The following is a 24,231-nucleotide window of genomic DNA, read 5'->3' on the forward strand; positions in this document are numbered from 1 at the left end:
GACGTGCGGCGAAGGGAACGGTGGCCGGGGCGGAGTCGGAGGCGGGTTTCAGAGGTGCTCGGCCGCCACCGCCTCCTGGAGGACTTCGGGACCGAAGAGGTCGCTCACCCACTGGTCCTGGTAGACGGTGTCCAGGTAGCGCTCGCCCAGGTCGGGGGCGATGGCCACGGCCGAGACGCCCGCCGCGAGGGGGTGCTCGCCGAGCCAGGCGGTGGCCCCGCTGACGACGGTCCCGGTGGAGCCGCCGAACAGGAAGCCGCGCCGGGCCAGCTGCCGGCAGGACCGGATGGTCTCGACCTCCGGGACGACGACCACGTCGTCCACGTAGGACTCGTCGAGCAGTTGGGGCCGCACGCCCGTGCCGAGGCCGGGGATCATGCGGGTCTGCGGGGGCCCGCCGAAGGTGACGGATCCGACGGCGTCGATCGCGACGATCCGTACGGACGGCTTGTGCTCCCGCATGTAGCGCGCGCATCCCATGAGCGTCCCGGTGGTGCCGGCACCGACGAACAGGACGCCGAGGTCGGGGAAGGCCTTGAGGATCTCCGGTCCGGTCAGCTGGTAGTGGGCCATCCAGTTGTTCGGGTTCGCGTACTGGTTGAGCCACACGGAGTCGGCCGTCTCCGCGCACAGTTCACGGACCCGCTGGATGCGGGCCCCGAGCAGACCGTCCACCGGATGCGGCTCGGTGACCACGTGCACCTCGCTGCCCAGCAGCTGCATCAGCTGGCGGGCGGCGAGGGTGCAGCGGGAGTCGGTGACGCAGACGAAGCGGTAACCCCGGCTGCAGGCGACGATGCTCAGCGCCACGCCGAGGTTCCCCGAGGAGCTCTCCACGATGGTCGAGCCCGGGCGGAGTTCACCCGCGCGTTCCGCGGCGGCCACCATCGCGTGAGCCGCTTTGAGCTTGACGGATCCGGCGAAATTGAATCCCTCGCACTTCAGGATCAGACGTTCGCCGACAACGGATTCAAGGTCGACGTAGAGGTCGTCGGCATTGAATTCATACGGGGCAGATATGACTTGAATGGGACACTCTCCACGTCGATGTGTCCGGCGGAGGTCGTGAACCAGGCCGGCTCGCCTGCTGCTGAGATGTCTTCATCGGCCATGGGTGGTCAAATGCCCTTCCGGCGGCGGACTCCGAAAGCTTGTCAAACGCCGCTGACATTCGGTTGACCAGGCGCTGACCGTTTGTTGCGCCTTGCCCGTCGCAACCGGGCATTGCTAGCTTGTGGCCCGAAGGCCCCGCCCCGACCGGGCCGGGGCTGACGGGGATTACTGGGGGATATGACATGCGTCTGGTACTCGCAGAGGACCAGTTCCTGCTCCGCGAAGGACTGACGCGGCTATTGGAGCTGAACGAATTCGAGATCGTGGCCGCGGTGGGCACCGGACCCGAACTCACCCGGGCACTCGCCGAACACGAGCCGGACGTCGCACTCGTCGACATCCGGATGCCCCCCACGCACACCGACGAGGGGCTGCGGGCCGTCCTCGAAGCCCGGCGCCGGCGGCCCGGCCAGCCCTCACTCCTGCTGTCGCAGTACGTCGACCAGCTCTACGCGCAGGAACTCCTCGCCGACGGTGAGGGCGGCGTCGGCTACCTGCTCAAGGACCGGGTCTTCAACAGCGCCCAGTTCATCGAGGCCCTGCAGCAGGTCGCCGCGGGAGGAACGGTCATGGACCCGGACGTGGTGTCCCGGATGATGAGCCACAACTCCCAGGACCAGCAGATCTCCCGGCTGACCGACCGCGAACGCGAGGTCCTCGGGTACATGGCCGAGGGCCGCTCCAACGCGGCCGTCGCGACCGCGATGGTGATCACGGAGAAGGCCGTGGCCAAGCACGTCAACAGCATCCTGGCCAAGCTGGACCTGCCGCCGTCGAAGGACGACAACCGCCGGGTCATGGCCGTGCTGACGTACCTGAACCGGACCTGACCCGCCGCGCGGGCCGCGCGCGGCGCCCGGGGCGTTCACGCCCCGACCCTCCCGGACCGCATCCCCTGGAACAGGTTGAGGTGCTGGATGTTGCGGGTCCCCTCCATGAATTCGACTCCCCGCGCGTCGCGGACCAGTTTGTCCAGGAGCGGATGGGACAGGCGGGCGGCGGGGCCGAGCAGGTCGCAGGCGGCCAGCGTCGTCTCCTCCGCCAGCGCGCAGGCCCGGGCCTTCGCCGCGGAGGCGAGGTACCCGTCTCCGGTCGCGTCCACGGCCGCCGCCGCCCGGTGCACCAGGGCCCTGGTGGCGGCGATCCGCCCGCCCAGCACCTCGATGCGGTCCCGGTCCTCGCCCAGCGCCCCGGCGTAGTGCTCCCGTACGTAGGCGTGGGCCGCGCCCGCGATGCCCAGGGCGAGGGCCGCGACCGAGGGCCGCAGCTCGTTGAAGACCTGCAGGGACGCCCAGATGCCGCGCCGGGCCGGCGACAGGTGCCGGCCGAGGACGCGGTCGCGGTCGACGCGCACCCCGTTCAGGGTGACCGCCCCGATCTGGGCGCCGCGGATCCCCAGGCTGTCCAGCGGCTCCGCGTGGTAGCCCTCGGCCTCCGTGTCCAGCAGGACGGCCGTCACCCCGAGCGGGCCGGGCCGGGTCCGGGCGAACACGGCCGCGTACCGGGCGCGGGCGGCGTTTCCGACGTACCGCTTCGCACCGGTCAGCCGCAGCTCACCGTCCTCCTCGCGCAGGGCGGTGCTGAGCGCGGAGGCGTCCGATCCCCGTTCGGGCTCGGTCAGTGCGAAGCAGGTCCAGGTCGGGGCGGCGGTCATCCGGCCGAAGAACCACTCCTGCTGCTCCTGGTCGCCGAGCTTCGCGACGAGGACACCCGACATGGACGGCCCCGGCGCGGCCAGGGTCATGCCGATGTCACCGGCGGCGAACTCCTCCAGGACCACGGCCCGTTCCAGGCCGTTCGTGCCGTCGAACCGGTACGGGCCCACGGTCGGCGGGTCCACCTGGAACGCGGGGGGTACCCCGAAGGTGCTCAGGCAGCGCACTCCCGGCAGATCGAGGTGGTCCGCGACCAGCCCCGGATCCCGGTCCAGCTCCAGCGCGGCCGCCCGGAAGTCGGCCGCCCATTCGCGGGCCTGTCCGCGCAGGGCGGTCAGCCGGCCGTCCAGTACGCTCACCGGTCCTCCTTCGCGGGGCCGTGGACGTCGGCCAGCAGTTCGGAGGCCTCGGCCACCGCTCCCGGCCCGTCCGCGAGATAGCCGCGGGCGCCCAGCAGCCGCAGCAGCGCCCGCCCGTTGCGGGTGATCTGGCCGTGCACGCTCCGCAGGAGCGGCCCCCGCACCGGGACACCGGAGTCCAGCAGGGCGGACAGCTCCAGCTGGTGCGCGAGCGCTTCCGCCAGCTGCCCCTTGACCATCTGCTGCATCAGGACGGTGCTCTCACCGCTGGGCCGGTCGGCCAGGTGCGCGACGCACGCGTCGCGCAGGCCCTCGGCGACGCCGAGCCGGAGCCGCAGCAGGTCCGTCCCGTCTACGGCGCCACCCGCGTCGGCCGGGGCGGCCGGCGGCTCGTGGACGACCACGACCGGGCCGCCGGGCAGCCCGTAGCGGCGCAGGACGACGCGGTCCGCCGCCCAGTCCTCGGGGAGCAGGGCGAAGCCGGTCCGCCCGCGGGGCGCCTGCCCGGCACCCCGCCCGCCCAGGAGCAGGCGCAGGGCCGGCGCGAGGCCTTCCCCGCGCGCCACGTCCTGGACGGACGGCGCCGGCGCAGCGGCGACGGACACCGCTCCGTGCTCCGTCGCGGTCATGCGGCCGCCACCGGATCGACCCTGCAGAGCGACAGGTCGCCCAGGACCGGGTCGTATTCGACGAGCAGCGACGCGCCCCCGCCGGCCGCCGGCAGCCGCTCGGCCAGCGCGCCCAGCACGGACGTGCAGGGGTAGCCCCGCGGCGTCCGCCGCACCGGGCCCGAGCCCGCCGGCAGCTCCCAGGCCGGATCGATCCCGGGACCCGCCACCACGTCGGCAGTCCCCTCGGGGTCGAGTTCCCGGATCAGCTCGGCCAGCCGCCCGGGCACCTCCTGCGGACCCAGCCCGCAGGCCTGACGCACCCGGCAGTTGTCGCCGGACGCCTCCAGGACCAGGGCGACCGCGCCGTCCCCGGCCAGGCCGCGCGGCCCGGATCGGGGCACGTCGTACGGCATGAGGTGCTGGTCGAAGGCGAGGACCAGAACCCGCCGGAACCCGTACCGGCGGGCGTAGCTCCGGGCGAGAGCGAGCGTGCTGAACGGGGCCGTCGGCCCCTGGTCGGCGACCGCGAGGAGCAGCGGACGGCCGGGCAGGCGCTCCGTCAGGGTGGGCGCGGTCAGCACGGTCGGCAGGAGATCCGGTGTCGAGTAGGCCAGGATCACGAGGTCGGTCTCGGGCTGCTCGCCCAGTTCGGCGAGGAGCGCGGCGCCCATGTCCTCGAAGGTGTTGCCCACCGCGGTGTCGAGGAGCTCCTCGTGGAGGACCATCCCGGCGTGCCCGGTGTGGGTGGGGAAGAACTGCCGGTCGGCGTCCTGGCCGAGCGCGGTGACTCCGGCGTCGAAGTTCCGGTGGACGGCCCGGGTCACCGCGAGCCCCGTGGAAGGGGCGGGAGGTGACCCGGCACCGGCCGACGGCGCGGCTGCGAGGGGCATGATCAGCGGCCGAGCTCGGTGGTGATGAAGTCGGCGAGCGAGCGCACCGTGGCGAAGTGGCTCATCTCCAGCTCGTCGGTGTCGAACTCCCCGTCGAGCAGCTCCTCCAGGCGCAGCAGCAGGTCGAGCACGCCGGTCGAGTCCAGACCCAGGGTTCCGAAGAGCTCCGTGTCGGGGGCGAGGTCGCCCAGGTCGCGCTGGAGGACGGCTTCGAGGGCCTGGGTGATCGCGTTGATGACCTGCGGGCCGGCCGTGGTCTCGATGATCTCGGTCATGTGGATAGCGCCCTTTCGCGGCGTCGGTACGGTGTTCGGGGAAGGCGGAGGGGGCCGGCAGGGCTAGGACGCGGCCTGCGGCAGATCGATCAGGTGCTGCTTGGCGAGGAGGTCCTCGGCGCTGTCGGCCGAGCGCACCAGGTGCGCGCGGCCGTCGTTGACGAGCACCTCGGCCGGGTAGCCGTGGCTCAGGAAGTTCACGGGCGAGGCGGTCGGCCCGTACGCCCCCGAACGCTCTACGCCGATGAGGTCGCCCTCGCGCAGGGGCGGGAGGCTGACCTTCTTGCCCAGGGTGTCGTTGGGCGTGCACAGGGGACCGGTGATGTTCCAGGTCTCCGTGGCGGGCTCGGCGTAGCGGTTGAGCACCCGGATGGGGAAGTTGCGTTTGACGAAGGAACCGATGCCCACGGCGGCCATGTGGTGGTTGGTGCCGCCGTCCGCGACGGCGAAGTTCTCGCCGAGCGAGGTCTTCGTGTAGCGCACGCGGGTCACGTACGTCCCGCTCTCGGCCACCAGGTAGCGGCCCAGCTCCATGATCAGCCGGGTCTGCGGGTGGCTCCGTGCGAAGGCGTCCAGGACCGGGTTGACGGCCCCGGCCAGCACCCCGAGGTCCAGGTCGCGCTCGCCCTCGAAGTAGGAGACGCCCAGGCCTCCGCCGACGTCGACCATCTCCAGCCCGAAGGCGTGGTGGTCCGCGATGCGCCCGGCCAGTTCGAGGATGCGGCGGGTGTTCTCCACGATCGCGTCCTCGCTGAGGATGCGCGTGCCCATGTACGCCTGTACGCCCATGAGCCGGACGTGCTCGAACTCCTTGCCGAGCGGTCCGGCGGCGAGGAGCTGGGCCTCGTCGATGCCGAACTGGCGCGGCTTGCCGCCCATGGTCAGGCCGGAGCCCTTGACCGCGAAGCTGGGGTTCACGCGCAGGGCCACCGGGGCCACCACGCCGAGCTCCGCGGCGAGTTCCTCGATCAGGTCCAGCTCGGGGAGCGACTCGCAGATGATCGCGTAGATGCCCTGGGTGAGGCACTCCGTCAGCTCGGCACGGCTCTTGCCCGGACCTAGGAACATGATGTCGCGGGGCTGCACGCCGGCCTTGCGGGCGGTGAGCAGCTCGGCCATCGAGGAGACCTCCGCCCGGGCGCCGTGCGCGTGGAGCAGTGCGCAGACCGAGACGTTGGGGTTGGACTTGAGGGAGTAGAAGATCTCCAGGCGAGGGTGCAGCAGCTCGCGCAGGGCGGTGATCCGCGAGCGCAGGGCCTCGCCGTCGTAGAGGTACAGGGGCGTGCCGAACTCGGCGGCGAGGTCGGTGATCCCGAGTCCCTGCACCCGGAACTCGGTCGGTTCGACTGACATGTGTGACCTTTCCACTAGGACCGGGCGGTGTCCTGGACCCGGGAGGCGTCGAGTGCGCCGCCCGGTCCGAGCCGCTCCGTGACGGCCGCGTCCAGCGCGGCGAGCTGCTCGGCGGAGTCGCCCGTGATCAGGCCGTAGAGACGGCCGTTGAACGGGCTGCCGGAGCCCGCACCGGCGTTGACGGTGGCGTAGTTGTTGACGACCAGCCCGCTGCCGCCCGGACGGTCCAGGAGCAGACCGTCGAGCACGCGCCGCAGGGTGTCGAAGGGCAGTGCGTGGTCGAGGACCAGGGAGTAGTGGCGGGCGAGGGCCAGCTGGCCCTCGCCGAGCAGCTCCTCCTGCAGCCGGGCCTGGTACGTCGACATGTTGTTGCGGGCGTTGATCTCGATGACGGGGTACACCCCGCCGTCGGGGTCGAGCATGGCGTCCACGCCGACCACGCCGAAGAAGCCGTCGTCGGCGAGCCGGCGGCCGAGGAGCCCGGCGGTCCGGTCGATCACCTCGTGCTGCTCCGCCGTCAGGCGCGGAGGGAAGCGGTGCCCCTTGTGCACGCCGCCCTCGGTGAGGGCCTCCTTGACGAAGTCGAGGCGCACGGAACCGTCTCGCGCGATGGTGAACTGGTAGTTCAGGTCGGTGGTCTTGGCCACCTTCTCCTCAAGGACGAAGGCGATGCCCTCCGTGCCCGACTTCCGCGCCGATTTCATGACCATGCGCTCCAGCCGCTCCAGCCGGCGGGTGCTCTCGATCTCGGCGATGCCCTTGCCGGAGACCCCGAAGGCCTCCTTGACCAGGACCGTGGCGCCCGCGTCGAGCAGGTGGGCCGCGGCGGCGACGGCGGTGCGCAGTTCGTCGAGGGTCTCGCAGGCCCAGCCGCGCGGCTGGCGCAGTCCCAGCTCGTCGGCGACGCGGCGGCTGTAGACCTTGCTGTTGACCGACTTGCACAGGTCGGCGGAGGGCGCGGCGAGGGCGATGCCCGCCTTCCCGGCGAGGTCCTCCTCCCACTCCGAGACTCCGTGCGGGGACAACAGGGCGCCCTGTGCGCCGAGCTCGGCCAGGACGGCCAGCAGCCGGGAGTCGGCCAGGGCGTCCTGGGTGACGGTGTTCCCGGGGTCCTGGCCCCGCACCACGTGAACGGTGGGGAGGCCGAGGCCCAGCTCGCGCAGGTAGGCCAGGTAGCCGGGGTCGGGCTCGGTCTTCAGGACGACGTGGTCGTCGGCGTCGCCGAGCAGCAGCGCGAACTCGTCCATGCGGTTGACCACGGCGGTGTTGCCCGCGGAGGAGACCCGGGGCAGCCCGGTCTCACCGCGGGCCCACTGCTCCTCGACCTCGAAGTTGCCCAGGAAGACCAGGGAGCCCGAGGGGCCGCCGGCCACCGCGGTCTTGAGTCGCCGGTTGAATTCCGTGCCGGTCACCGCAGGCCTCTCTCTCGTGCGTTCACGTCAGTGCTCCAGGACCATCGCGGCGAAGCTCGCTCCGAGCCCGACCGAGACCATGAGGTAGCGGTCGCCGGGGCTGAGCCGGCCGAGTTCGGTCACGGTCGCGTAGTTGATGAAGGGGTCCGCGCCGAAGCAGTGCCCGGTCTTCGGGATGTTGTCCAGGAAGATCCGCTCCACGGGTACGCCGAGCCGGTCGCTGAGCCTGACCCAGGCGATCCGGTTGACGTTGTGCGGGAGCACCAGGCTGATGTCCTCGGCCGTGAGGGAGGCCTGTTCCAGCGCGCTGCCCACGACCTCCATGAGGACGTCGGCGTACATCTCCCGGAAGCGGACGAAGGCCTCGTCCGGCATGACCAGGCCGGGGTCGCCCACCGACACGGTCCTCGTGGCGAAGCCCAGGACCCGGTCGCCGGTGCCGTGGGCGGAGACCAGCACCGCCGCGGTTCCCTCACCGGTGATGCCCATGCCGCCGAGGACCTGTGAGATCCGGCCGTGCGCCTTCTCCCCGACCAGGACCAGGGCCAGCGCGTCGGGGTCCTCCTCCTCCGCGAGGAGCATGCCCGCCACGTCGACGGCGAGCAGGCCCGAGGCACAGGCCTGTTCGGTCAGGGCGAAGGTCTTGGCGTGGCGCAGGCCGGCCTCGCGGCGGACCTCGTGCAGCGGGCTCAGCGGGTAGGGCGAGGTGAACCGCTGGGTCCGGGGCCGGATCACGTAGCGGACCCGGTCCTCCTGGCCCCGCAGCAGGGACAGCTTCTGGACGGCGGCCAGCAGGCTCTCGGTCTCGGACTCCGTGTCGTCCCAGCAGATCTCCGACAGGCCGAAGCCCCGCCCGTAGCGGCGCAGTTCCGTGTCGGTGAGGCCCAGGGCCTCCTGGCGGCTCGTGATGGAAACCCGGGTGGGCCAGTGGGCTGATACTTCGGTCAGTGAGGTCACGGCTGGCCGGCTCCTCTCAGCGCAGTCATGGAAGAACAGGTCCGGCGCGAAGCGCTGAATGCGGATCACCGTTGTCCCAACCGGCCGTGCGATCCCCGCGCACACCTGATCCCCGGGCCTTGAGCTCCAGGGGACGCTGATCAAGTTAGTGGGCCGAATTGACACGCTGCTGACCGAGCGCTGACGGGAAACGACCGGCTGGGATCAGACGCTTTCCGCGGGGCGTGCTGCGGCACCGCCACGGGATGTTCACACGAACTCCCCTACTGACAACGGGAGATGGTCGGCTACTCTGCGACAGCTCTCCGCTTGGCGCAGCCCGGGTCCGTGTGCACTCCGCGATTTCGGGCCCGGTCCATCAGGGCGGGTCTGCCGGCCGGTCGTCCGGCGACCGGCCCTCGCCGCAGCCGTGTCACAGCGCCGGAGCCCATTCGCAATTCTCAGAGGTGAGGAAACCCATGTCCCAGGAGAGCCTGCTCTTTCTCAGCCGGCCGGCCGTACGCGCCTGCCTGGACAAGCTGGACCCGGTCGAGGTCGCCGCGGACGTCCTGCGGATCCAGGCCGCCGGGCGCGCCGAGATACCGGCCGAGGGCTACCTGCCCTGGACCAACGGCGACGGTGCCTACAGCCGCGCCATCGCGATGCTGGGCGCCCTGCACCGGGAGGAGGGACCGGTCTACGGCATGAAGCTCATCAACGCCGCGGTGAACAACCCCTCCAAGGGCATCGAGCGGGCCGGCGGTCTGAGCTTCGTCTTCGACCCCGAGACCGCCCGCCCCAAGCTGATGGCGGAGGCCGGCTACCTGAGCGCCGTCCGTACCGCGGCGTACACGATGGTGAGCCTGCGGACGGTCGGCCCGCAGACCTGGGACGGCATCACCCTCATCGGCACGGGCGCCCTGGCCCGGGCGCACCTGGACCTGCTCGTGGGCGCCTTCCCGGAGGTGCGCACGGTGGTCGTCTTCGACCTGTCCGCCGCACGCGCGGCAGAGCTGGTCGCCTGGGCGCGCGAGGAGCACCCGCAGCTGGAGGTCACGGTCGCGGCCACGGCGGCCGAGGCCATCGCCGCCACGCCCGTCACGGTCACGCTGACCACGAGCAGCGAACCGTACCTGCGTGCGGCCCTGTTCGCTCCGGGGAGCTTCGTCGCGCACGTCTCCCTCGGCGACCTGACCGAGGAGGTCTTCCTCGGGGCGCAGGCCGTCTACGGGGACGACCTCGACCTGATCGAGGAGAACCCGCGGCGGATCCTCGGCAGTCTGCTCCAGGAGGGGAAGGTGACCCGGCCGGGCACGGAGGGTGCTCCCGGACGCGGTGCGGGCCGGTCCGTCGAGGGCACGCTGGGCCAGGTGCTCCTCGGTCAGGTTCCGGCCATCCGGCCGACGGACGGCTATGTGGTGAGCAACCCGTTCGGCATGTCCATCCTGGACGTCGGGCTGATCGACGCGGTCCACCGCACGGCGCTGGAACTGGGCGTGGGGCAGCGGCTCGACCTGCTGTGATGCCGCCGGGGGGCGCCCGTTCGAGGGCGTCCCCCGGGGCGGGCCGGCCCGCATGGCGAGGGAACATCCCGCGCTTCTGACGGTTTTCGGCCAAACGGGGGAGTGGATTCAAGCAAGGTGATTGTTTACTCAAATGCGGGAAGTCGCACGCGTGTTGGGCGTGTTAGGTTGCAGGCCGGGGGAATTGAGGCGTGGGAACTGGAACGGACATATCGCGACTGGCCAGACGCGATGAAGTCCGGCAGCCGTTCCCGGCGCAAGCGGTGTCCGGGGGGACTTCTTGCGTACGACCTTGCGGTTTCGTGCATCTCGCAGCATCACCTTCCCCTCGGTGAATCCCCCGGATTCCCTCCGGAGCCCGCCCCAGGCGCGTTCCGGAATTGGGAATGAACATCGACCATTTGGTGATCGAAACTGTGGGACGGGGATCAGTGATAACTTACCGGCCGGTAGATGTGCGACTTTCGATAGAGCTGCTCGGATCGACGCAGGTCACGGTGGGGAATCAAACGCGTAGCCTGGGGGCGAACCGCGTGCGAACACTCCTGGCGGTTCTGGCCTTCACGCCCGGAGAGGTCGTCTCGGTCGACCTCCTGATGGAGGAGCTGGCCACCGACCAGGACTCCAAGAACCCGAAGAACGCGCTCCAGGCCAACATGCGCCGGCTCCGGACCTCCCTGGAGGACATGACCGGTGTGCCCGGCAACCTCCTGGTGCGGACCTCGGCCAACAGCTACCTCCTCGACCTCTCCCGGGACGCCGTCGACGCGCACCGGTTCGACGACCTGGCCGCCCGCGGCTCCGCACTCCTGCACGACTCGCCCCACGAGGCGGCGCGGCTCCTGGACGAGGCGCTCCGTCTCTGGCGCGGCCAGGCGCTCGCCGACGTCGCGGGCGGACTCACCTGCATCGCCCACGCGAACCGCCTGGCCGGACGCCGGCTGGGCGCGCTGGAGGACCTCTACGAGGCGAGGCTCAGCATCGGCAGGGAGGCGGCCGTCGTCAGCGCCCTGGAACAGCTGGCATGTGAACACCCCGAGCGGGAGCGGATGTCCGAGCTGTTGATGCTCGCGCTGTACCGCGTGGGCCGGCAGGGCGACGCGCTGGCCGTGTTCCAGCGGGTCCGCGCCTGGCTGAACACCGAACTGGGCCTGGAGCCCAGAAAGCGGATGAGACGGATCCAGGAGGCCATCCTCATGCAGGATCCCGCGATCGACACGGGCATGGTGTTCGCCGACCGGTAACGGTCCCGGACCATCAGGGCACCTCCAGCGGATCGTCGAGGTGCCGCTCGGTCAGGTCGATCGGCCCGGAGGTCTCGACGGCGAGGGCCGCCGCGTATCCGGGGCCCGGCCGCAGATCGGACATGGCGATGGCCGGCGGACCGAAATCGGCTTTCCACTCCGTCAGTTCCGCCGGACGGTCCGGCCCGGACACGGTGATGCCGCGCAAGGAGGACGAGAGCCCCCGGCCGACGGCCTTGAGGACCGCCTCCTTGCGCGTCCAGTACACGTGGTAGGCCGCCGGCCGGTCCGCTGGCGGCACGGCCTCCAGATCGCGCAGCTCCCGGGCGGACAGCACGCGCGGCGCCAGCCGCCCGATCTGCCGCGCGGAGATCCGTTCCACGTCGACCCCCGGCTCCGCGTGCTCGGCGAGGGCCAGCACCACGCGTCCGCCGGAGTGGGAGAGCGAGAACCTCACCGCCGTGCCGGGGACCCGCGGCTTGCCGTGCGGGCCGCCGCAGTACCGGCAGCGCCGGTCGAACCGTACGAGGTCCGGGGCGACGCCGGTGGCGCGGCCCATCGCGGTCCGGACCAGGGCCCGCGCCGTGGCGAACCGGGCCCGGTCGAAGGGCTCCGCGAACCGCTCGTACCGGGCCCTCTCCTCGGCCGACATGAGCCCGCGGAGCTCGGCCCGGTCGAGCGCCGGCGCCCACAGCACGAGGCACGCGACCGCTGCCCGCTCCGGCATGTGCTACGCCGCCTGCTGGCCGGTCAGGGTCAGGAACACCTCGTCCAGCGAAGGCCGCCGCTGGGCGAAGTCGGACACCGGGATGCCCGCCTGGTGCAGCGCGGCCGCGGCACTGGCGATGCCGGCCAGCCCGTCCTTGAGCCGGACGCCGAGGACACCCTTGTGGTCGTCCCGGGTCAGCTCTCCGACCAGTGCCCCGCTCAGCGCGGTCAGGGCCGCGGGAAGGTCCGCGGGATCGGCTACGGTGATCTCCAGGCGTTCCTCGCCGACCTTGCGCTTGAGCTCGTCCGCAGATCCCTCGGCGACCACCGTCCCCCGGTCGATCACCGCGATGCGGTCGGCCAGCTCGTCGGCCTCTTCGAGGTACTGCGTGGTCAGCAGGACCGTGACGCCCTCCGCCACGAGCTCCCGTACGACGGCCCACAGGTCCAGGCGGCTCTTGGGGTCGAGACCGGTCGTCGGCTCGTCCAGGAAGATGACCTCCGGGCTGCCCACCAGGGTGCTCGCCAGGTCCAGCCTGCGCCGCATGCCGCCCGAGTACTCCCGCAGCGGCTTGTCGCCCGCGTCGCCCAGGTGGAAGCGGGACAGCATCTCCTCGGCCCTGGCGCGGGCGGCAGGGGCGCCGAGGTGGAGCAGCCGGCCGAGCAGGACCAGGTTCTCCCGCCCGGACAGTTCCTCGTCCACGGCGGCGTACTGGCCCGAGAGCCCGATCCTCCGGCGCACCTCACGGGGGTCCTTCGACACGTCGAAGCCGCACACCGTGGCCCGCCCGCCGTCGCCCCGCAGCAGGGTGCTGAGGATGCGGACGGTCGTCGTCTTGCCGGCTCCGTTGGGCCCGAGGAGCCCGAGCACGGTGCCCGCGGGGACGTGGAGGTCGATCCCCTTGAGGACCTGCTGGTCCTTGTAGTTCTTGCGGAGGCCCTCGGCCTCGATCGCCGTCGGCGCGTGAGCCGCCACGGGATCAGGCCCCGTGCTCGACGAGGCTCAGCGGGCGAAGGTCGGTCCAGTTCTCCTCCACGTAGCGCACGGCGTCCTCGCGGGAGGCGTCGCTCAGCACCGGACGCCAGCCCGCGGGGACTTCGGCGAAGGACGGCCACAGACTGTGCTGGTTCTCGTCGTTGACCAGCACGTGGAAGGTGCCTTCAGGATCGTCGAATGGGTTGCTCATCTGCGTTCGTCCTGTCTGTTCGTCATGGTCAACTTCCTTTACCACTATGCTTGATGGGCACTGACGAGAAGCTGACGGACGGCTGATCACGGGTGCGGGGCGGGGACCTCACAGGTCCCCGCCCCGCACCGCCCGGGCCGGCCGGCGGTCCGCCGCGTCCGGATCAGACGCGGGCCTTCTCCTCAAGCCGCTCCTCGGAGCGCTGCGCCTTGGCCGGGCGGCTGGAGGGGCCGGTCCGCGAGGGCCACCAGTTGGCCCGGCCGAGCAGCGTCATCGCGGCGGGCAGGACGTAGATCCGGATGATCGTCGCGTCGATGACGATGGCCACCGCCAGACCGATGCCGATCTGCTTCATCTCGATGAAGGTCAGCGTGCCGAAGGTGGCGAACACCGCGACCATCACCGCCGCCGCCCCGGTCACGACGCCGGCCGTCCGGGTGATCCCGTCCACGACCGCGTTCCTCGTGGTCATGCCGGCGACCACGCTCTCCCTGATCCGGCTGACCACGAACACGTGGTAGTCGAGCGAGAGCCCGGAGAGGATCACGAACAGCAGGATCGGCACCCAGGACACGACATGCCCGGTCGAGGTGAAGTCCAGCAGGTCCTCGGCCCAGTTCCGCTGGAAGACCAGGCAGAGGAAGCCGAACGAGGCGGCGACGGACAGCAGGTTCAGCACCACGGTGGTCATGGCCACGACCAGCGAACGGAAGGCGAGCAGGATGATCAGGAAGGTCAGCGCGAAGACGCCGCCCATCACCAGAGGCAGCCGGCTGTTGAGGTTGGACGTGTAGTCCATGTCCTCGGCCTGCGCACCGCCCACGGCGTACCGGACGCCCGTCAGGCCCTGCAGGGCCTCCGGTACGAGGTGGGCGCGCAGGCGGGTGACGGAGTCACGGGCCGCGCCGGTGCCCGGGGCGGTCGGGGTGCCGGCTTCCAGGACCGCGCCGCGGCCGTCCTCGGAGTAGCGGATCCGGGGCGGGCTGTCCTTGGCGAACAGCGGGTCCTGCTGGATGGACTCGGACAGCCGGGTCAGCCGGGTGCGCAGCTGGTCGCTCGCGGCGGGCGGGACCCGTACGGCGACGGTGTCGGTGTTCGCGGTCGAGGGGAACGCGTCGACCAGGCGGTCGTAGGTCTGCATGGTGCTCAGCGAGCGGGGGAAGTCGTCGACCTGCGTGGCCTTCAGGTTCATGCCGAGTGCGGGCAGGGCCAGCGCCACCAGCGCGCCGACGGCGACCACGAGGGCGACCAGCGGGTGCTGGGTGGCGGGGCGGAGCAGGAAGCCCCAGACGCGGGGGGTGCCGTTGCGCTGCGAGAGCCGCCAGACGAGCGGGACGCGGGGGCGGTCGACGGCCCGGCCGAGCTTGACCAGCAGGGCGGGAAGGACGGTGACCGCGGAGATCATCGCGACGGCGACCACGATGATCGCACCCGTGGCCATGGAGGCCAGCATCACGTCACCGGAGAGGTAGAGACCCGCGGCGGAGACGATCACCGCGATCCCGGAGACCATCACGGAGTGGCCGGAGGTGGCGGCCGCGATGCTGACCGCGGAGGCCGGGTTGTATCCGTTGGCGCATTCCTCGCGGTAACGGCGCAGGTAGAAGAGGCAGTAGTCGACACCGACCGCGAGGCCCATGAGGACGATGACGTCCGCGACCATGCCCGGGTCCGGCACGAGGTGGGAGGCCAGGGCCCACAGACCCATCGTCGAGGCGACGGCCATCAGGCCGAGCAGGACCGGAACACCGGCCATCACGATCGCGCCGAAGATGAGGAGCAGGATCGCCAGCGTCACGGGGACGCTGATCGTGGTCGCCTTCTGGACGTCCTTGGCGAGCCAGTCCTGGAAGTCGTGCTTGATGGAGGCGTCGCCGGCTTCCTCGACGATGAGGTCGGGGTGCTGCTTCTGGGCGTCGGCGGTGGCCTCCAGGAGCGGGGTGACCCGGTCCGCGGCGGTGTCGGCGTCCCCCTTCATCGCGACCTGGAGCAGCAGGACCCTGCCGTCCTGCGAGCCGATCGGGTCGCTCACCGAGGCGACCTCGGGGAGGGCCGTCAGCCGCTGGCGCAGCTCGGTTGCCGCGGCCGTCTGTGCGCTGGTCGCCTGGCCGGCGCGGGTGCCGATGAGGATGTTCTCCGAGGCGGGGTGGCGCAGCCCGTTCTCCTCGACGAGCCGGGCCGCCTCGGCGGACTGGCCGACCAGCAGGTCCTGGTTGGTGGCTTCCCTGGTCTCGACGACGGTGCCGATGGAGAACGCGCCCACGACCGCGACGAGCCACAGGAGGATGGCCGTCCACGGGTGGGTGGCCCCCCAGCGTCCCATCCGGGAGGCGAAGTGACGATTGCTGACCGGCATGTCGAGATGTCCTTCGGTCGGTGGTAAGAGCGGTGTGCGCATGTCGTTTCCTGGAGCTGGAGCCGGTGGTCAGTTCGCCGGGGCGTCGGCCGTGGAGTCCTTCAGGAGTTCGCACGCGATCTCGAAGGCGATGGAAGTGGGGCCGCCCAGCGGGCTGGTGACCACGAGGAGGCCGTCGAAGGCGGCCAGCCGGCGCTCGACCCCGGCCAGGCCGGAGCCGTTACGGGTGTCCGCGCCGCCGACACCGTCGTCGTGGACGGCGACGCGCAGGCTCCGGTCGGAGTAGCGGATGTCGACGGTGGCCTCGGAGGCCTTGGCGTGCTTGGTCACGTTGCTGAGCAGTTCGGCGACGGCGAAGTACGCGGCGGACTCCACCGGGGCCGGCAGCCGGCCGGGGACCGAGCCGGTGACGTGGATCCGCATCGGGAGTTCGAGGGCGAGGGTGCGGACGGCGTCCACGAGACCGCGGTCCGCGAGGAGCGGCGGGTGTACGCCGTGGACCAGGTCGCGGAGCTCGTTCAGGGCCTTGGTCGAGTTCTCCTTGGCCTCGGCGAGGAGGGCACGGACGGCCTCGGGGTTGCGCTCGATCAGGGACTCGGCGGCGGACAGGGTCATGCCCAGGGCCACCAGACGTACCTGGGCACCGTCGTGCAGGTCCCGCTCGATGCGGCGCAGCTCGGTCGCGTTCATGTCCATGGCGTCGGAACGGGTGCTGGCCAGGTGCTCGACCCGGTTGCTCAGCGCGGCACGGGTGGAGCCCAGCATCAGCCGCACCCAGCGGCCGTGCAGCGGCAGCATCAGGCGGGGCAGCAGGGCGAGCCCCGCCACGATCTCCACGAGGCCGAGGGCGGCCGCCAGGATCGCCGTGCTCTGGCTCTCCACGGGGATGAAGGTGAACCAGATGCTGTTCCAGGACTCGGGCAGGCTGTCCCACACGAACGGCAGGCTCAGGCCCCAGAGTCCGCCCAGTACGGCCGCCGCGGGAAGCAGCGCCAGCAGCGGACCGACCAGCGGGTTGACCAGGGTCCAGAGCAGGTCCCGCCAGGTGGCGCTGTCGCCGAGCATCCGGTGGACCCGCTTCCACACCGGCCCGGGCGCTCCGGCCGGCTCGGGAAGGTACGAGGCTTCGACCCGGACACCGGACCATTCCCCGGCGAGCCTGCGCTGGGTCCGGGCGTCGCCGCGGACCGCGTTCAGCGCACCCGGCAGGAGCGGGATACCGATCCCGACGAAGCAGAGGCAGACGACGAGCGACACCCACAGGAGCAACAGGCCCTCGTAGACCGCGAGTCCTGTCAGTGCCACGCCCCGCAGCATCAGCGCCGCGGAACCACCGAGGTTCCGGCCCGTCTTCTCGATCTCGCCCGTACGTGCACTCATGTCCTGCCTCACTTCGCGCTTGCCGCCGTTTCGCTGTGTTCTCAGCATGGCGACCGCCCGCACGGATCTCAGGGGTGCTAGTACCCCTCTTGCCGATCGGTCCGGGAGCCGCCCCGTATCGTGAGCGCATGAGGACGTACCAGGGCACTGCCGTGAGTGTCGAAGCGATGCTCGAGGACCTGCGTACGCTCGTCGAGGTCGAGTCCCCCTCGCGTGACCTCGACGCGCTGAGCGCGTCGGCCCACGCGGTGGCGGCCGTCATCGAGAGCCGGCTGGGCGGGCGGGCCGTCCTGGTGGAGAGCCAGGCGGGGCCGCATGTGCACTGGTCGGGCGGGGGTGTTCCCCGGGTGCTGATCCTCGGTCACCACGACACGGTCTTCCCGCTGGGCACGCTGGAGCGCCGCCCCTTCCGGGTGGAGGGCGGGCACGCGACGGGCCCCGGGGTCTTCGACATGCTCGGCGGTCTGGTTCAGGCCGTGCACGGCCTGGCGGCCCTGGAGGACCTGTCGGGGGTGGAGGTTCTGGTGACCGCCGACGAGGAGGTGGGGTCCGCCTCCTCCCGGTCCCTGATCGAGGAGCGGGCCCGTGCCTGTGGCGCGGTGCTCGTGTTCGAGGGCGCGGCCGACGGCGGGGGCCTGAAGACGGGCCGCAAGGGGTGCGGCACGTTCGAGGTACTGGTCGAGGGGCGGGCGGCGCATGCGGGGCTGGAGCCGGAGGCCGGGGTGAACGCGCTGGTCGAGGCCGCGTACCAGGTGCTGGACATCGCGGCGCTGAGCCGGCCGGAGGCCGGGACGACGGTCACGCCGACGGTGGCGTCGGCGGGAACCTCGGACAACGTCGTTCCGGCGGAGGCGACGGTGTCGGTCGACGTCCGCGTCGAGTCGGCCCAGGAGAAGGAACGCGTCGAGGCGGCGATGGCGGCACTGGCTCCGCACCTGGACGGGGCGCGGATCGTGGTCCGGGGGGCCGTGAGCCGGCCTCCCCTGCCGCAGTCGGCGTCGGCGGAGCTGTTCGAGACGGCGCGGCGCCTGCTGCCGGGTGTCGAGGGCAGGGCGGTCGGCGGCGGCAGCGACGGCAACTTCACGGGTGCGTTGGGCGTGCCCACGCTCGACGGCCTGGGAGCGGTCGGCGGCGGTGCCCACGCCGACCACGAGTACCTGGTGGTCGACGCGATGGCGGAGCGGGCGCGGCTCGTCACCGGACTGGTGAACGCGATCCGCGACGGCGCGACGCGCTGATCCCGTACGCCCCGGCCGGCGGTCGCCCCGCCGGCCGGGGCCCCGGTCAGCCGTCCCGGTGAAGGGGGAGCCGGGTGCCCGGGGCGCGGTTCCAGTGCGTCCGCGACCAGGGGAGGGCGAGTTCGGCGCGGGTCGTGACCTGGCGCGGGGTCAGGGAGTCGACGGAGGCCGCCTCGTGGTGGCGGGCGTACACGCCGTCGACGTACCGGTGGCCGGTGTCGGCGGCGATGAACACGACCGTGCGTCCCGGGGCTTGGGACCGTTCCCAGCGGGCGGCGAGGTAGCCGGCCCCGGTGGACAGGCCCGCGAACACCGCGTGCCGCCGGAGCAGGTCGACGCTGCCGGCCAGCGCGGCGTCGAAGGAGATCCAGTGGAGCGTGTCGTAGGACGCGTGGCCGACGTTCCCGAAGGGGATGGAGCTGCCGATCCCGGCGATGATGATCTCGGGGTCGGCGACGTGCTCGGCGCCGAAGGTGACACTGCCGAAGGGCTGCACGCCGACGAGTTCGACGTCGGGGGAGTCCTCCCGGAGGTAGCGGGCGAGGGCCCCGGTGGAGGCGCCCGAGCCGACCCCGCCGACCAGGGTCAGGGCGTCCCCGCCCGTCGACCGCCGGATCCGCTCGGCCACCGCCCGGTAGCCGAGGTAGTGGATGTCGTCGTGGTACTGCCGCATCCAGTGGTACTCGGGGTGCTCCGCGAGGATCTCGTGGACGCGTTCGACCCGCCGCTTCTGGTCCAGCTTCAGGTCGTCGCAGGGCTCCATCCGCTCCAGCGTCGCCCCGAGCACGGCCAGCTGCGTGCACAGGGTGCGGTCGACGGTCGTCGAGCCGACGATGTGACAGCGCATGCCGTGACGGTGGCAGGCCAGCGCGAGGGCGTACGCGTAGATCCCGCTGGAGCTGTCCAGCAGCGTGTCCCCCCGCCGCACCACCCCCGTGTCGAGCAGGTGGCCGACCGCCGCGAGGGCGGAGACGACCTTCATGGTCTCAAAGCGCAGGCAGACGAGCCGGTCGTCGAGGCGTATCAGGTCGGGCCGGCCGATGGCCTCGGCGATGTGCTGGTCCACTCGGGAGCTCCTGGGTCGTGGTGAGGGGCGAGAAGGTCGTGAAGACGCGGGTCGCGGGGATGCCGTCGCTCTCCAGGGCCCGTACGCAGCCACGGATGCGGTGGCGCAGGCCCGGGGCCGCCGGGTCGAGGAGCAGCCCGGCGACCGCACCGCTGTGCGCGATCTGGACCCCCAGCGCCCCGAGCCGCCGGGCGACACCGTCGAGCGCGTCGAACTCCGGGTGGCGCAGCAGCTCCTGGCCCCGCCGCGCGCTGGCGCTCGCGACCCGCCCCAGCAGCGCCGCGTCGCCCGTGGTCACGGCCCGCCGCAGCAGGGTGCGCAGCCGCCCGAAGGCCCGTACGTCGCTCTCGTCGTACGTACGGGACGGCAGCGCGAGGGTGTCCACGGGCGCGCCCCCGCCCAGGGCGCACCCCACGACGACCAGGGGCGGCAGGCGGGCGCCGAGCACCTCCAGCACCCGCCCCTCGCGCTGGGCGAAGAGGACCGGGCGGGCGTCCAGCATCAGCGGGTCGCAGGCCTGCTCGGCGCGGACCGCGAGCCGGGCGACGGTACCGGGCGCCAGCCGCACCCCGTAGGAGTCCGCGACCGCGCGTACGACGGCGATGACATCACTGGTGGAGCTGCCCATGCCGAGGCCCACCGGGATGTCGCCGGTGATCCGCAACTCCCCTCCGCAGGGCGGCTCCCCGCAGCGCGGCGCACATTCCCCGACGGTGAGGGCGGCCGCGCGGGCGGCCTTCGTACGGTCGCCCGGCAGGACGGTGAGCCGCTCCGGCGGGGTACCGGGACGCCGGGTGAACTCGGCCCGGCTGCCCATCCCGGTCATCGGCAGGGTGACCAGGCCGGGGCACCGGCGTCCGGCCGCGTCGAGGAAGACGCCCTGGAGGATCTCGCCGTGGTGGCAGGAGGCGTGCCCGGCACCGTGGCGGGCGGTGGGCGCGATCACGGCCGCCCCGCGGTCCGGTAGCGGTACAGGGTCGTCGGGTCGGCGCTGAACTGGGAAAAGGGGAAGGGCTCCGCGGACAGGGCGGTCACCCCGGAGCCGAGGAAGGCCCGGGCCACCGCGCTGCCGCTCTGCGCGTAGACGACCAGCGGGACGCCCCGGGCGCGGCAGCGGCCGAGGACGGTGTCGAAGGAGCCGTTGCCCAGGGTCATGCCGGTGGCGACGACGGCGTCGGCGCGCTCCAGCACCTCGTGCATGTCGGTGGTGACGGGGTCGCCCCACCGGGTGGACCTGAGGTTGAGGTCGCACGGCAGCGGTACGCCGCCCCGCTCGCGGATCGCGGCGACCAGCGGGTCCACCACGCCGATGAGGCCGACCCGGGCGCCCGGACGGATGTCCAGCAGCCCGGCGATGGCCGCGTCGCGGGCCCGGGCGCGCACTTCGGGGGTGCCCGCGGGGAGGGTGACCGGCTCGGCTCCGCCGTCGCGGTGAGGGCGGTGCCAGGCCAGGTAGGCGTCGAGGGCGGCGATCCGCAGCGGGCGCGGCCCCTCGCGCAGCAGGACGTCGAGCGGGGCGCCGGAGGCGTCGCGGCAGACCGCGGGGTCGATCTCGCCGGCTTCGAAGGCGCAGCCGCCGAAGGAGTCGCCGAGGCGCACCAGGACGTACTGGTTGAGGTAGGTGGTGTCGCCGCCGGCCAGCCGGGTGCCGTGGTGGATCCAGAACACGCTGGTCGCCACGAGTTCGCCGGGCAGCGGGCCGTGTTCACCGGCCAGTACGGCCCCGGTGAGGGCGTCGACGGTCGGTGCGGGCGTGGTGGTGGGGTGGCTCGTCATGACGTTCCTCGTCGGAGTTCGGGTACGGGTGCGGACTTGGGTGCGGAACCGGTTGCGGACCCGGTTGCCGACCCGGGTGCGGCCTCGGGCGGGAACGCGGGCGCGGTGACGCGCAGGGCGCCGCGGCAGGACACCGAGAGCCGCCCCCGCGCGTCGGCGGTCAGTTCGGCGTCGACGCCGAAGACCCGGGCGAGGTGCTCGGCGGTGAGGACGGCGGTGGGGGTGCCGGAGGCGATCAGCCGGCCCTGGTGCATGAGCAGCAGCCGGTCGCAGTGGCGGGCGGCCAGGGTGAGGTCGTGCAGGGCGACCAGGACCGTCTGCGCGGTGCCGGCCAGCAGTTCCATCAGTTCCCACTGGTGCCTGACGTCCAGGTGGTTGGTGGGTTCGTCGAGGAGCAGGCCGTACGGCTGCTGGGCGAGCGCGCGGGCGATGTGCGTGCGCTGCCGCTCGCCGCCCGACAGGCCCTTCCAGGAGCGCCCCGCGAGCGCGGTGAGGCCGACGCGGTCCAGCGCGGCGGCGACCACCGCCCGGTCGGTGGCGTCCGGTCCGCGCAGGCGGTCGCGGAACGGGGTCCGCCCCAGCCCCACGACGTCGGCCACGCGCAGGTCGGTGTCGAATCCGGAGTTCTGCTCCACGAAGGCGATCCGGCGGGCGATCCGGCGGGCGCTCCACCCCCGTACGGACCGGCCGTCGTAGCGCACCGTGCCCGTGTCGGGCACGCGCAGTCCGGCCAGGCAGCGCAGCAGCGAGGACTTGCCGGAGCCGTTGGGGCCCAGCAGTGCGACCGTCTCGCCCGGCGCGATGTCCAGGCCGACCCCGCGGAAGACGGGCGTGCCCGAGGCCGACCAGCTCAGCCCTTCGGCGGTGATCCTCACAGTTCACCCCGCCTGCGCAGGACGAGGAGGAACAGCGGTACGCCGAGCAGTGCGGTGATCACGCCGACCGGGATCTCACGTGGCGCGAACGCGACCCGTGCCAGGGCGTCGGTCCACACCAGGAACACGGCGCCCGCGAGCGCCGCGTGGGGGAGCAGCACCCGGTGCAGCGGGCCGGCCAGCAGGCGCACCCCGTGCGGGACGATCAGCCCGACGAAGCCGATGGCGCCCACGGTGGCCACGGCCACCGCGGTCAGCACGGCCGTCACGACGAGCAGCAGCATCCGGGTGCGGCGTACGCCGATCCCCAGCGAGGCGGCGGTGTCCGCGCCGAACGCGAGGCCGTCGAGGGCGTTCGCGCACAGCCAGGCGGCAGCCAGCCCCAGCGGGGTGACGAGGGCGCAGACCACGACGGCGTCCCAGCGCGCCGGGGCCATCGAGCCCAGCAGCCAGTGGGTGAGCGCGCGCGTCGTGTCGGCGTCGGCCGAGGCCATCAGGACGAGCGAGGTCAGGGCGGTGAAGAGCTGTCCGACGACCACCCCGGTGAGGACGATGCGGACCGAGTCCAGGCCCGTCCGGTGCAGCAGTGCCAGCAGCAGCCCGAAGGAGAGCAGGGCGCCGGCGAGGGCGCCGCCGGTGATCCCGAGCGTCTGGGCGCCCAGCCCGGACAGGGGCAGGACCGCCACGGTGACGGCGCCGGCCGAGGCCCCCGAGGACACGCCGAGCAGGTACGGGTCGGCCAGGGCGTTGCGGGTGACGGCCTGCAGTACGGTGCCGCACACCGCCAGCGAGGCACCGACCAGGGCCGCCATCAAGGCCCGCGGCAGCCGCAGGTCCCAGACGAGCGAGTCCAGCAGCGGCGGCAGCGGTTCGGTGGCCAGGCCCAGCCGGGCCCCGAGCACCCGGCCGAGGTCGGCCCATCCCACGTCGGCACTGCCGATGCGGGTGGCCGCCGCCACGGATGCGGCCAGTACGAGGACCCCGGCGAGGAACAGCCCCGCCCGGGCCGGTGCGCCGGACCGCGCGGTGCCGCCGGTCGGGCCGGACCCGCGGGCGGCGGGCAGCAGCAGGTCCACCGTCCCCGGGTCAGCCGGCATGTCCGAGGTCCTTCATCCCGGCCGCCAGCAGCCCCAGGGCGTGCACGGAGCGTACGGAGGGGTCCAGTTCGATGCCCGGGACCTCGATGATCCTGTTCTCGCGGACCGCCGCCAGCCGGGAGACGAGCGGGTCCCCGGCCAGCGCGCCGCGCTTCTCGGCGGCGCTGTCGCCGGGCCGGCCGCGCTCGCTGAGGTCACCGATCACGATGAAGTCCGGGTCGCGCCGGGCGACTTCCTCCCAGGAGACCTCCGGCCAGTCCTCGGCCACGTCGTCGAAGACGTTCTTCGCGCCGACGATCCGGCTCATCTCGCTGGGCAGACCGGTCCGGCCGGCGACGTAGGGCATGCCGTTGAACACCGAGTAGAGGTAGACGACGGTGGGCTGCCGTCCGCCCCGGGCGGTGGCCCCGGCGGCGTTCTCGCCGGCCTTGGCGACGGCGGCGCGCTGCTCCCGGGCGAGCCGGCCGGCCCGTTCCTCGCTGCCGAAGACCTTGCCGAGCTGCTCGTAGTCGGAGAAGAGCAGTTCGAAGGGGGACCCTCCGGCCTCGTTCTGCTGCGGGCAGTCCACCGCGCTGACGAAGGTGGGCACGCCCAGGGCGGCCAGCTCCTCGCGGGTGCCGGCGCGGTCCTTCGTGTAGAGGTCGGTGGATCCCGCGACCACGAAGTCGGGTGCGGCCGCGCGCAGTTGCTCGGCGGTGGCGATCTTGGGGGCGATGACCGGGACCTTGGCGTAGGCGTCCTGGTACTGCGCGGGGATCTTCGTCTTGAGGTTGGCCGTCCCGGCCATCCGGTCCTGCAGGCCGAGTTCCAGCAGGGTCTCGGTCGATGCCTGGTCCAGGGCGACGGCGCGCTGCGGGGGGCGTTCGAAGGAGAGCTCGCGCCCGCAACTGCCGAGTGCCGCCGACCGGGCGGCGGGTCCGCCCTCTGGTGTTCGGTCGCCGGCGGGGGCCGAGCAGCCGGTGGTGGCGAGGGCCAGGGCGAGTGCGAGGGGGATGCCGATCCGGGTGCGGTGGCGCATGGGTTCTCCGGTCTGGAAGGGGCGTGGGCATGGCAGGGCCATGGGCGTGGTCGTGCACCGGGCAGGGGTGCCGCGCTCGAAAGGTACTGTAATGGTTATCGTTTTCATTAACACCCCCGGGTCGGGGTCCACCGCACCGCGATCCGCACCCTGCCGACG

Annotated in this window: 23 protein-coding genes; 4 read left to right on the forward strand and 19 right to left on the reverse strand. The window is 72.4% G+C overall.

Annotated features, from left to right (window positions below):
* Window positions 1–48 precede the first annotated feature (48 nt).
* A complete protein-coding gene (gene sbnA / locus DEJ51_RS25250; protein ID WP_150259903.1) occupies window positions 49–1,029 on the reverse strand; it encodes a 2,3-diaminopropionate biosynthesis protein SbnA in 981 nt (326 codons plus the stop codon).
* 266 nt (window positions 1,030–1,295) lie between these two features.
* On the opposite strand from sbnA, the gene DEJ51_RS25255 reads away from it, so the two are divergent.
* On the forward strand, window positions 1,296–1,943 hold the full coding sequence (locus DEJ51_RS25255) for a response regulator transcription factor (protein ID WP_150259904.1): 648 nt from the start codon (window positions 1,296–1,298) through the stop codon (window positions 1,941–1,943).
* 35 nt (window positions 1,944–1,978) lie between these two features.
* Here the strand turns inward: DEJ51_RS25255 and DEJ51_RS25260 are convergent, their stop codons facing one another.
* The 7 genes from DEJ51_RS25260 to DEJ51_RS25290 form a co-directional block, all read right to left on the reverse strand.
* Window positions 1,979–3,127, reverse strand: coding sequence for an acyl-CoA dehydrogenase family protein (locus DEJ51_RS25260; RefSeq protein ID WP_150259905.1), 1,149 nt, complete (start codon window positions 3,125–3,127; stop codon window positions 1,979–1,981).
* Complete coding sequence (locus DEJ51_RS25265; RefSeq protein WP_223835960.1) at window positions 3,124–3,756, reverse strand: hypothetical protein; 633 nt, start codon at window positions 3,754–3,756, stop codon at window positions 3,124–3,126. Before DEJ51_RS25265 ends, DEJ51_RS25260 begins: the two co-directional genes overlap by 4 nt.
* On the reverse strand, window positions 3,753–4,562 hold the full coding sequence (locus DEJ51_RS25270; protein WP_150259906.1) for a hypothetical protein: 810 nt from the start codon (window positions 4,560–4,562) through the stop codon (window positions 3,753–3,755). The genes DEJ51_RS25265 and DEJ51_RS25270 overlap by 4 nt, the downstream gene beginning before the upstream one ends.
* A gap of 68 nt (window positions 4,563–4,630) precedes the next feature.
* A complete protein-coding gene (locus tag DEJ51_RS25275) occupies window positions 4,631–4,903 on the reverse strand; it encodes a phosphopantetheine-binding protein (protein WP_150259907.1) in 273 nt (90 codons plus the stop codon).
* A gap of 63 nt (window positions 4,904–4,966) precedes the next feature.
* Window positions 4,967–6,256 (reverse strand): diaminopimelate decarboxylase, encoded by a 1,290-nt coding sequence (gene lysA, locus DEJ51_RS25280; protein WP_150259908.1) that lies wholly within the window; start codon window positions 6,254–6,256, stop codon window positions 4,967–4,969.
* A 14-nt stretch (window positions 6,257–6,270) separates the two neighbouring features.
* A complete protein-coding gene (locus DEJ51_RS25285) occupies window positions 6,271–7,668 on the reverse strand; it encodes an ATP-grasp domain-containing protein (protein ID WP_150259909.1) in 1,398 nt (465 codons plus the stop codon).
* 27 nt (window positions 7,669–7,695) lie between these two features.
* Window positions 7,696–8,625: a 3-oxoacyl-[acyl-carrier-protein] synthase III C-terminal domain-containing protein gene (locus tag DEJ51_RS25290; protein ID WP_150259910.1), complete on the reverse strand. Its 930-nt coding sequence runs from the start codon at window positions 8,623–8,625 to the stop codon at window positions 7,696–7,698.
* Window positions 8,626–9,083: 458 nt separating this feature from the next.
* Between DEJ51_RS25290 and DEJ51_RS25295 the strand changes: the two genes are divergently transcribed.
* Window positions 9,084–10,127: an ornithine cyclodeaminase gene (locus DEJ51_RS25295; RefSeq protein WP_190620617.1), complete on the forward strand. Its 1,044-nt coding sequence runs from the start codon at window positions 9,084–9,086 to the stop codon at window positions 10,125–10,127.
* A 533-nt stretch (window positions 10,128–10,660) separates the two neighbouring features.
* On the forward strand, window positions 10,661–11,371 hold the full coding sequence (locus tag DEJ51_RS25300) for an AfsR/SARP family transcriptional regulator (protein WP_263411714.1): 711 nt from the start codon (window positions 10,661–10,663) through the stop codon (window positions 11,369–11,371).
* Between the two features lie 13 nt (window positions 11,372–11,384).
* On the opposite strand, the gene DEJ51_RS25305 is transcribed toward DEJ51_RS25300, so the two are convergent.
* From DEJ51_RS25305 to DEJ51_RS25325, 5 genes are all read right to left on the reverse strand, one after another.
* Window positions 11,385–12,098 carry a 4'-phosphopantetheinyl transferase family protein gene (locus DEJ51_RS25305; RefSeq protein ID WP_150259913.1) on the reverse strand — a complete coding sequence of 238 codons (714 nt, stop codon included), beginning with the start codon at window positions 12,096–12,098 and terminating at the stop codon, window positions 11,385–11,387.
* A gap of 3 nt (window positions 12,099–12,101) precedes the next feature.
* The gene (locus DEJ51_RS25310; RefSeq protein WP_150259914.1) at window positions 12,102–13,055 is read right to left on the reverse strand and encodes an ATP-binding cassette domain-containing protein; all 954 of its coding nucleotides are present in this window, start codon (window positions 13,053–13,055) and stop codon (window positions 12,102–12,104) included.
* Window positions 13,056–13,059: 4 nt separating this feature from the next.
* Entirely contained in the window at window positions 13,060–13,266 is a 207-nt protein-coding gene (locus DEJ51_RS25315; RefSeq protein WP_150259915.1) for an MbtH family protein, read from the reverse strand.
* A 163-nt stretch (window positions 13,267–13,429) separates the two neighbouring features.
* Window positions 13,430–15,622: an MMPL family transporter gene (locus DEJ51_RS25320; protein WP_190620619.1), complete on the reverse strand. Its 2,193-nt coding sequence runs from the start codon at window positions 15,620–15,622 to the stop codon at window positions 13,430–13,432.
* Between the two features lie 69 nt (window positions 15,623–15,691).
* Window positions 15,692–17,002 (reverse strand): sensor histidine kinase, encoded by a 1,311-nt coding sequence (locus DEJ51_RS25325; RefSeq protein WP_150259917.1) that lies wholly within the window; start codon window positions 17,000–17,002, stop codon window positions 15,692–15,694.
* Window positions 17,003–17,130: 128 nt separating this feature from the next.
* On the opposite strand from DEJ51_RS25325, the gene DEJ51_RS25330 reads away from it, so the two are divergent.
* On the forward strand, window positions 17,131–18,240 hold the full coding sequence (locus DEJ51_RS25330) for a M20 family metallopeptidase (RefSeq protein ID WP_150259918.1): 1,110 nt from the start codon (window positions 17,131–17,133) through the stop codon (window positions 18,238–18,240).
* A gap of 46 nt (window positions 18,241–18,286) precedes the next feature.
* On the opposite strand, the gene DEJ51_RS25335 is transcribed toward DEJ51_RS25330, so the two are convergent.
* Genes DEJ51_RS25335 through DEJ51_RS25360 form a run of 6 tightly spaced genes read right to left on the reverse strand, consistent with a single transcriptional unit; the run spans window position 18,287 to window position 24,072 of the window.
* Window positions 18,287–19,306 carry a pyridoxal-phosphate dependent enzyme gene (locus DEJ51_RS25335; protein WP_150259919.1) on the reverse strand — a complete coding sequence of 340 codons (1,020 nt, stop codon included), beginning with the start codon at window positions 19,304–19,306 and terminating at the stop codon, window positions 18,287–18,289.
* Window positions 19,227–20,252, reverse strand: coding sequence for a GHMP kinase (locus DEJ51_RS25340; RefSeq protein ID WP_150259920.1), 1,026 nt, complete (start codon window positions 20,250–20,252; stop codon window positions 19,227–19,229). Before DEJ51_RS25340 ends, DEJ51_RS25335 begins: the two co-directional genes overlap by 80 nt.
* The gene (locus tag DEJ51_RS25345) at window positions 20,249–21,082 is read right to left on the reverse strand and encodes a Rossmann-like domain-containing protein (RefSeq protein WP_150259921.1); all 834 of its coding nucleotides are present in this window, start codon (window positions 21,080–21,082) and stop codon (window positions 20,249–20,251) included. The genes DEJ51_RS25340 and DEJ51_RS25345 overlap by 4 nt, the downstream gene beginning before the upstream one ends.
* Complete coding sequence (locus DEJ51_RS25350) at window positions 21,079–21,957, reverse strand: ABC transporter ATP-binding protein (protein WP_150259922.1); 879 nt, start codon at window positions 21,955–21,957, stop codon at window positions 21,079–21,081. The genes DEJ51_RS25345 and DEJ51_RS25350 overlap by 4 nt, the downstream gene beginning before the upstream one ends.
* Window positions 21,954–23,054, reverse strand: coding sequence for a FecCD family ABC transporter permease (locus DEJ51_RS25355; protein ID WP_150259923.1), 1,101 nt, complete (start codon window positions 23,052–23,054; stop codon window positions 21,954–21,956). Before DEJ51_RS25355 ends, DEJ51_RS25350 begins: the two co-directional genes overlap by 4 nt.
* Window positions 23,044–24,072: an ABC transporter substrate-binding protein gene (locus DEJ51_RS25360; protein WP_150259924.1), complete on the reverse strand. Its 1,029-nt coding sequence runs from the start codon at window positions 24,070–24,072 to the stop codon at window positions 23,044–23,046. Before DEJ51_RS25360 ends, DEJ51_RS25355 begins: the two co-directional genes overlap by 11 nt.
* Window positions 24,073–24,231 lie beyond the last annotated feature (159 nt).

It is taken from the genome of Streptomyces venezuelae (assembly GCF_008642275.1).
Classification (GTDB): Bacteria; Actinomycetota; Actinomycetes; order Streptomycetales; family Streptomycetaceae; genus Streptomyces; species Streptomyces venezuelae_E.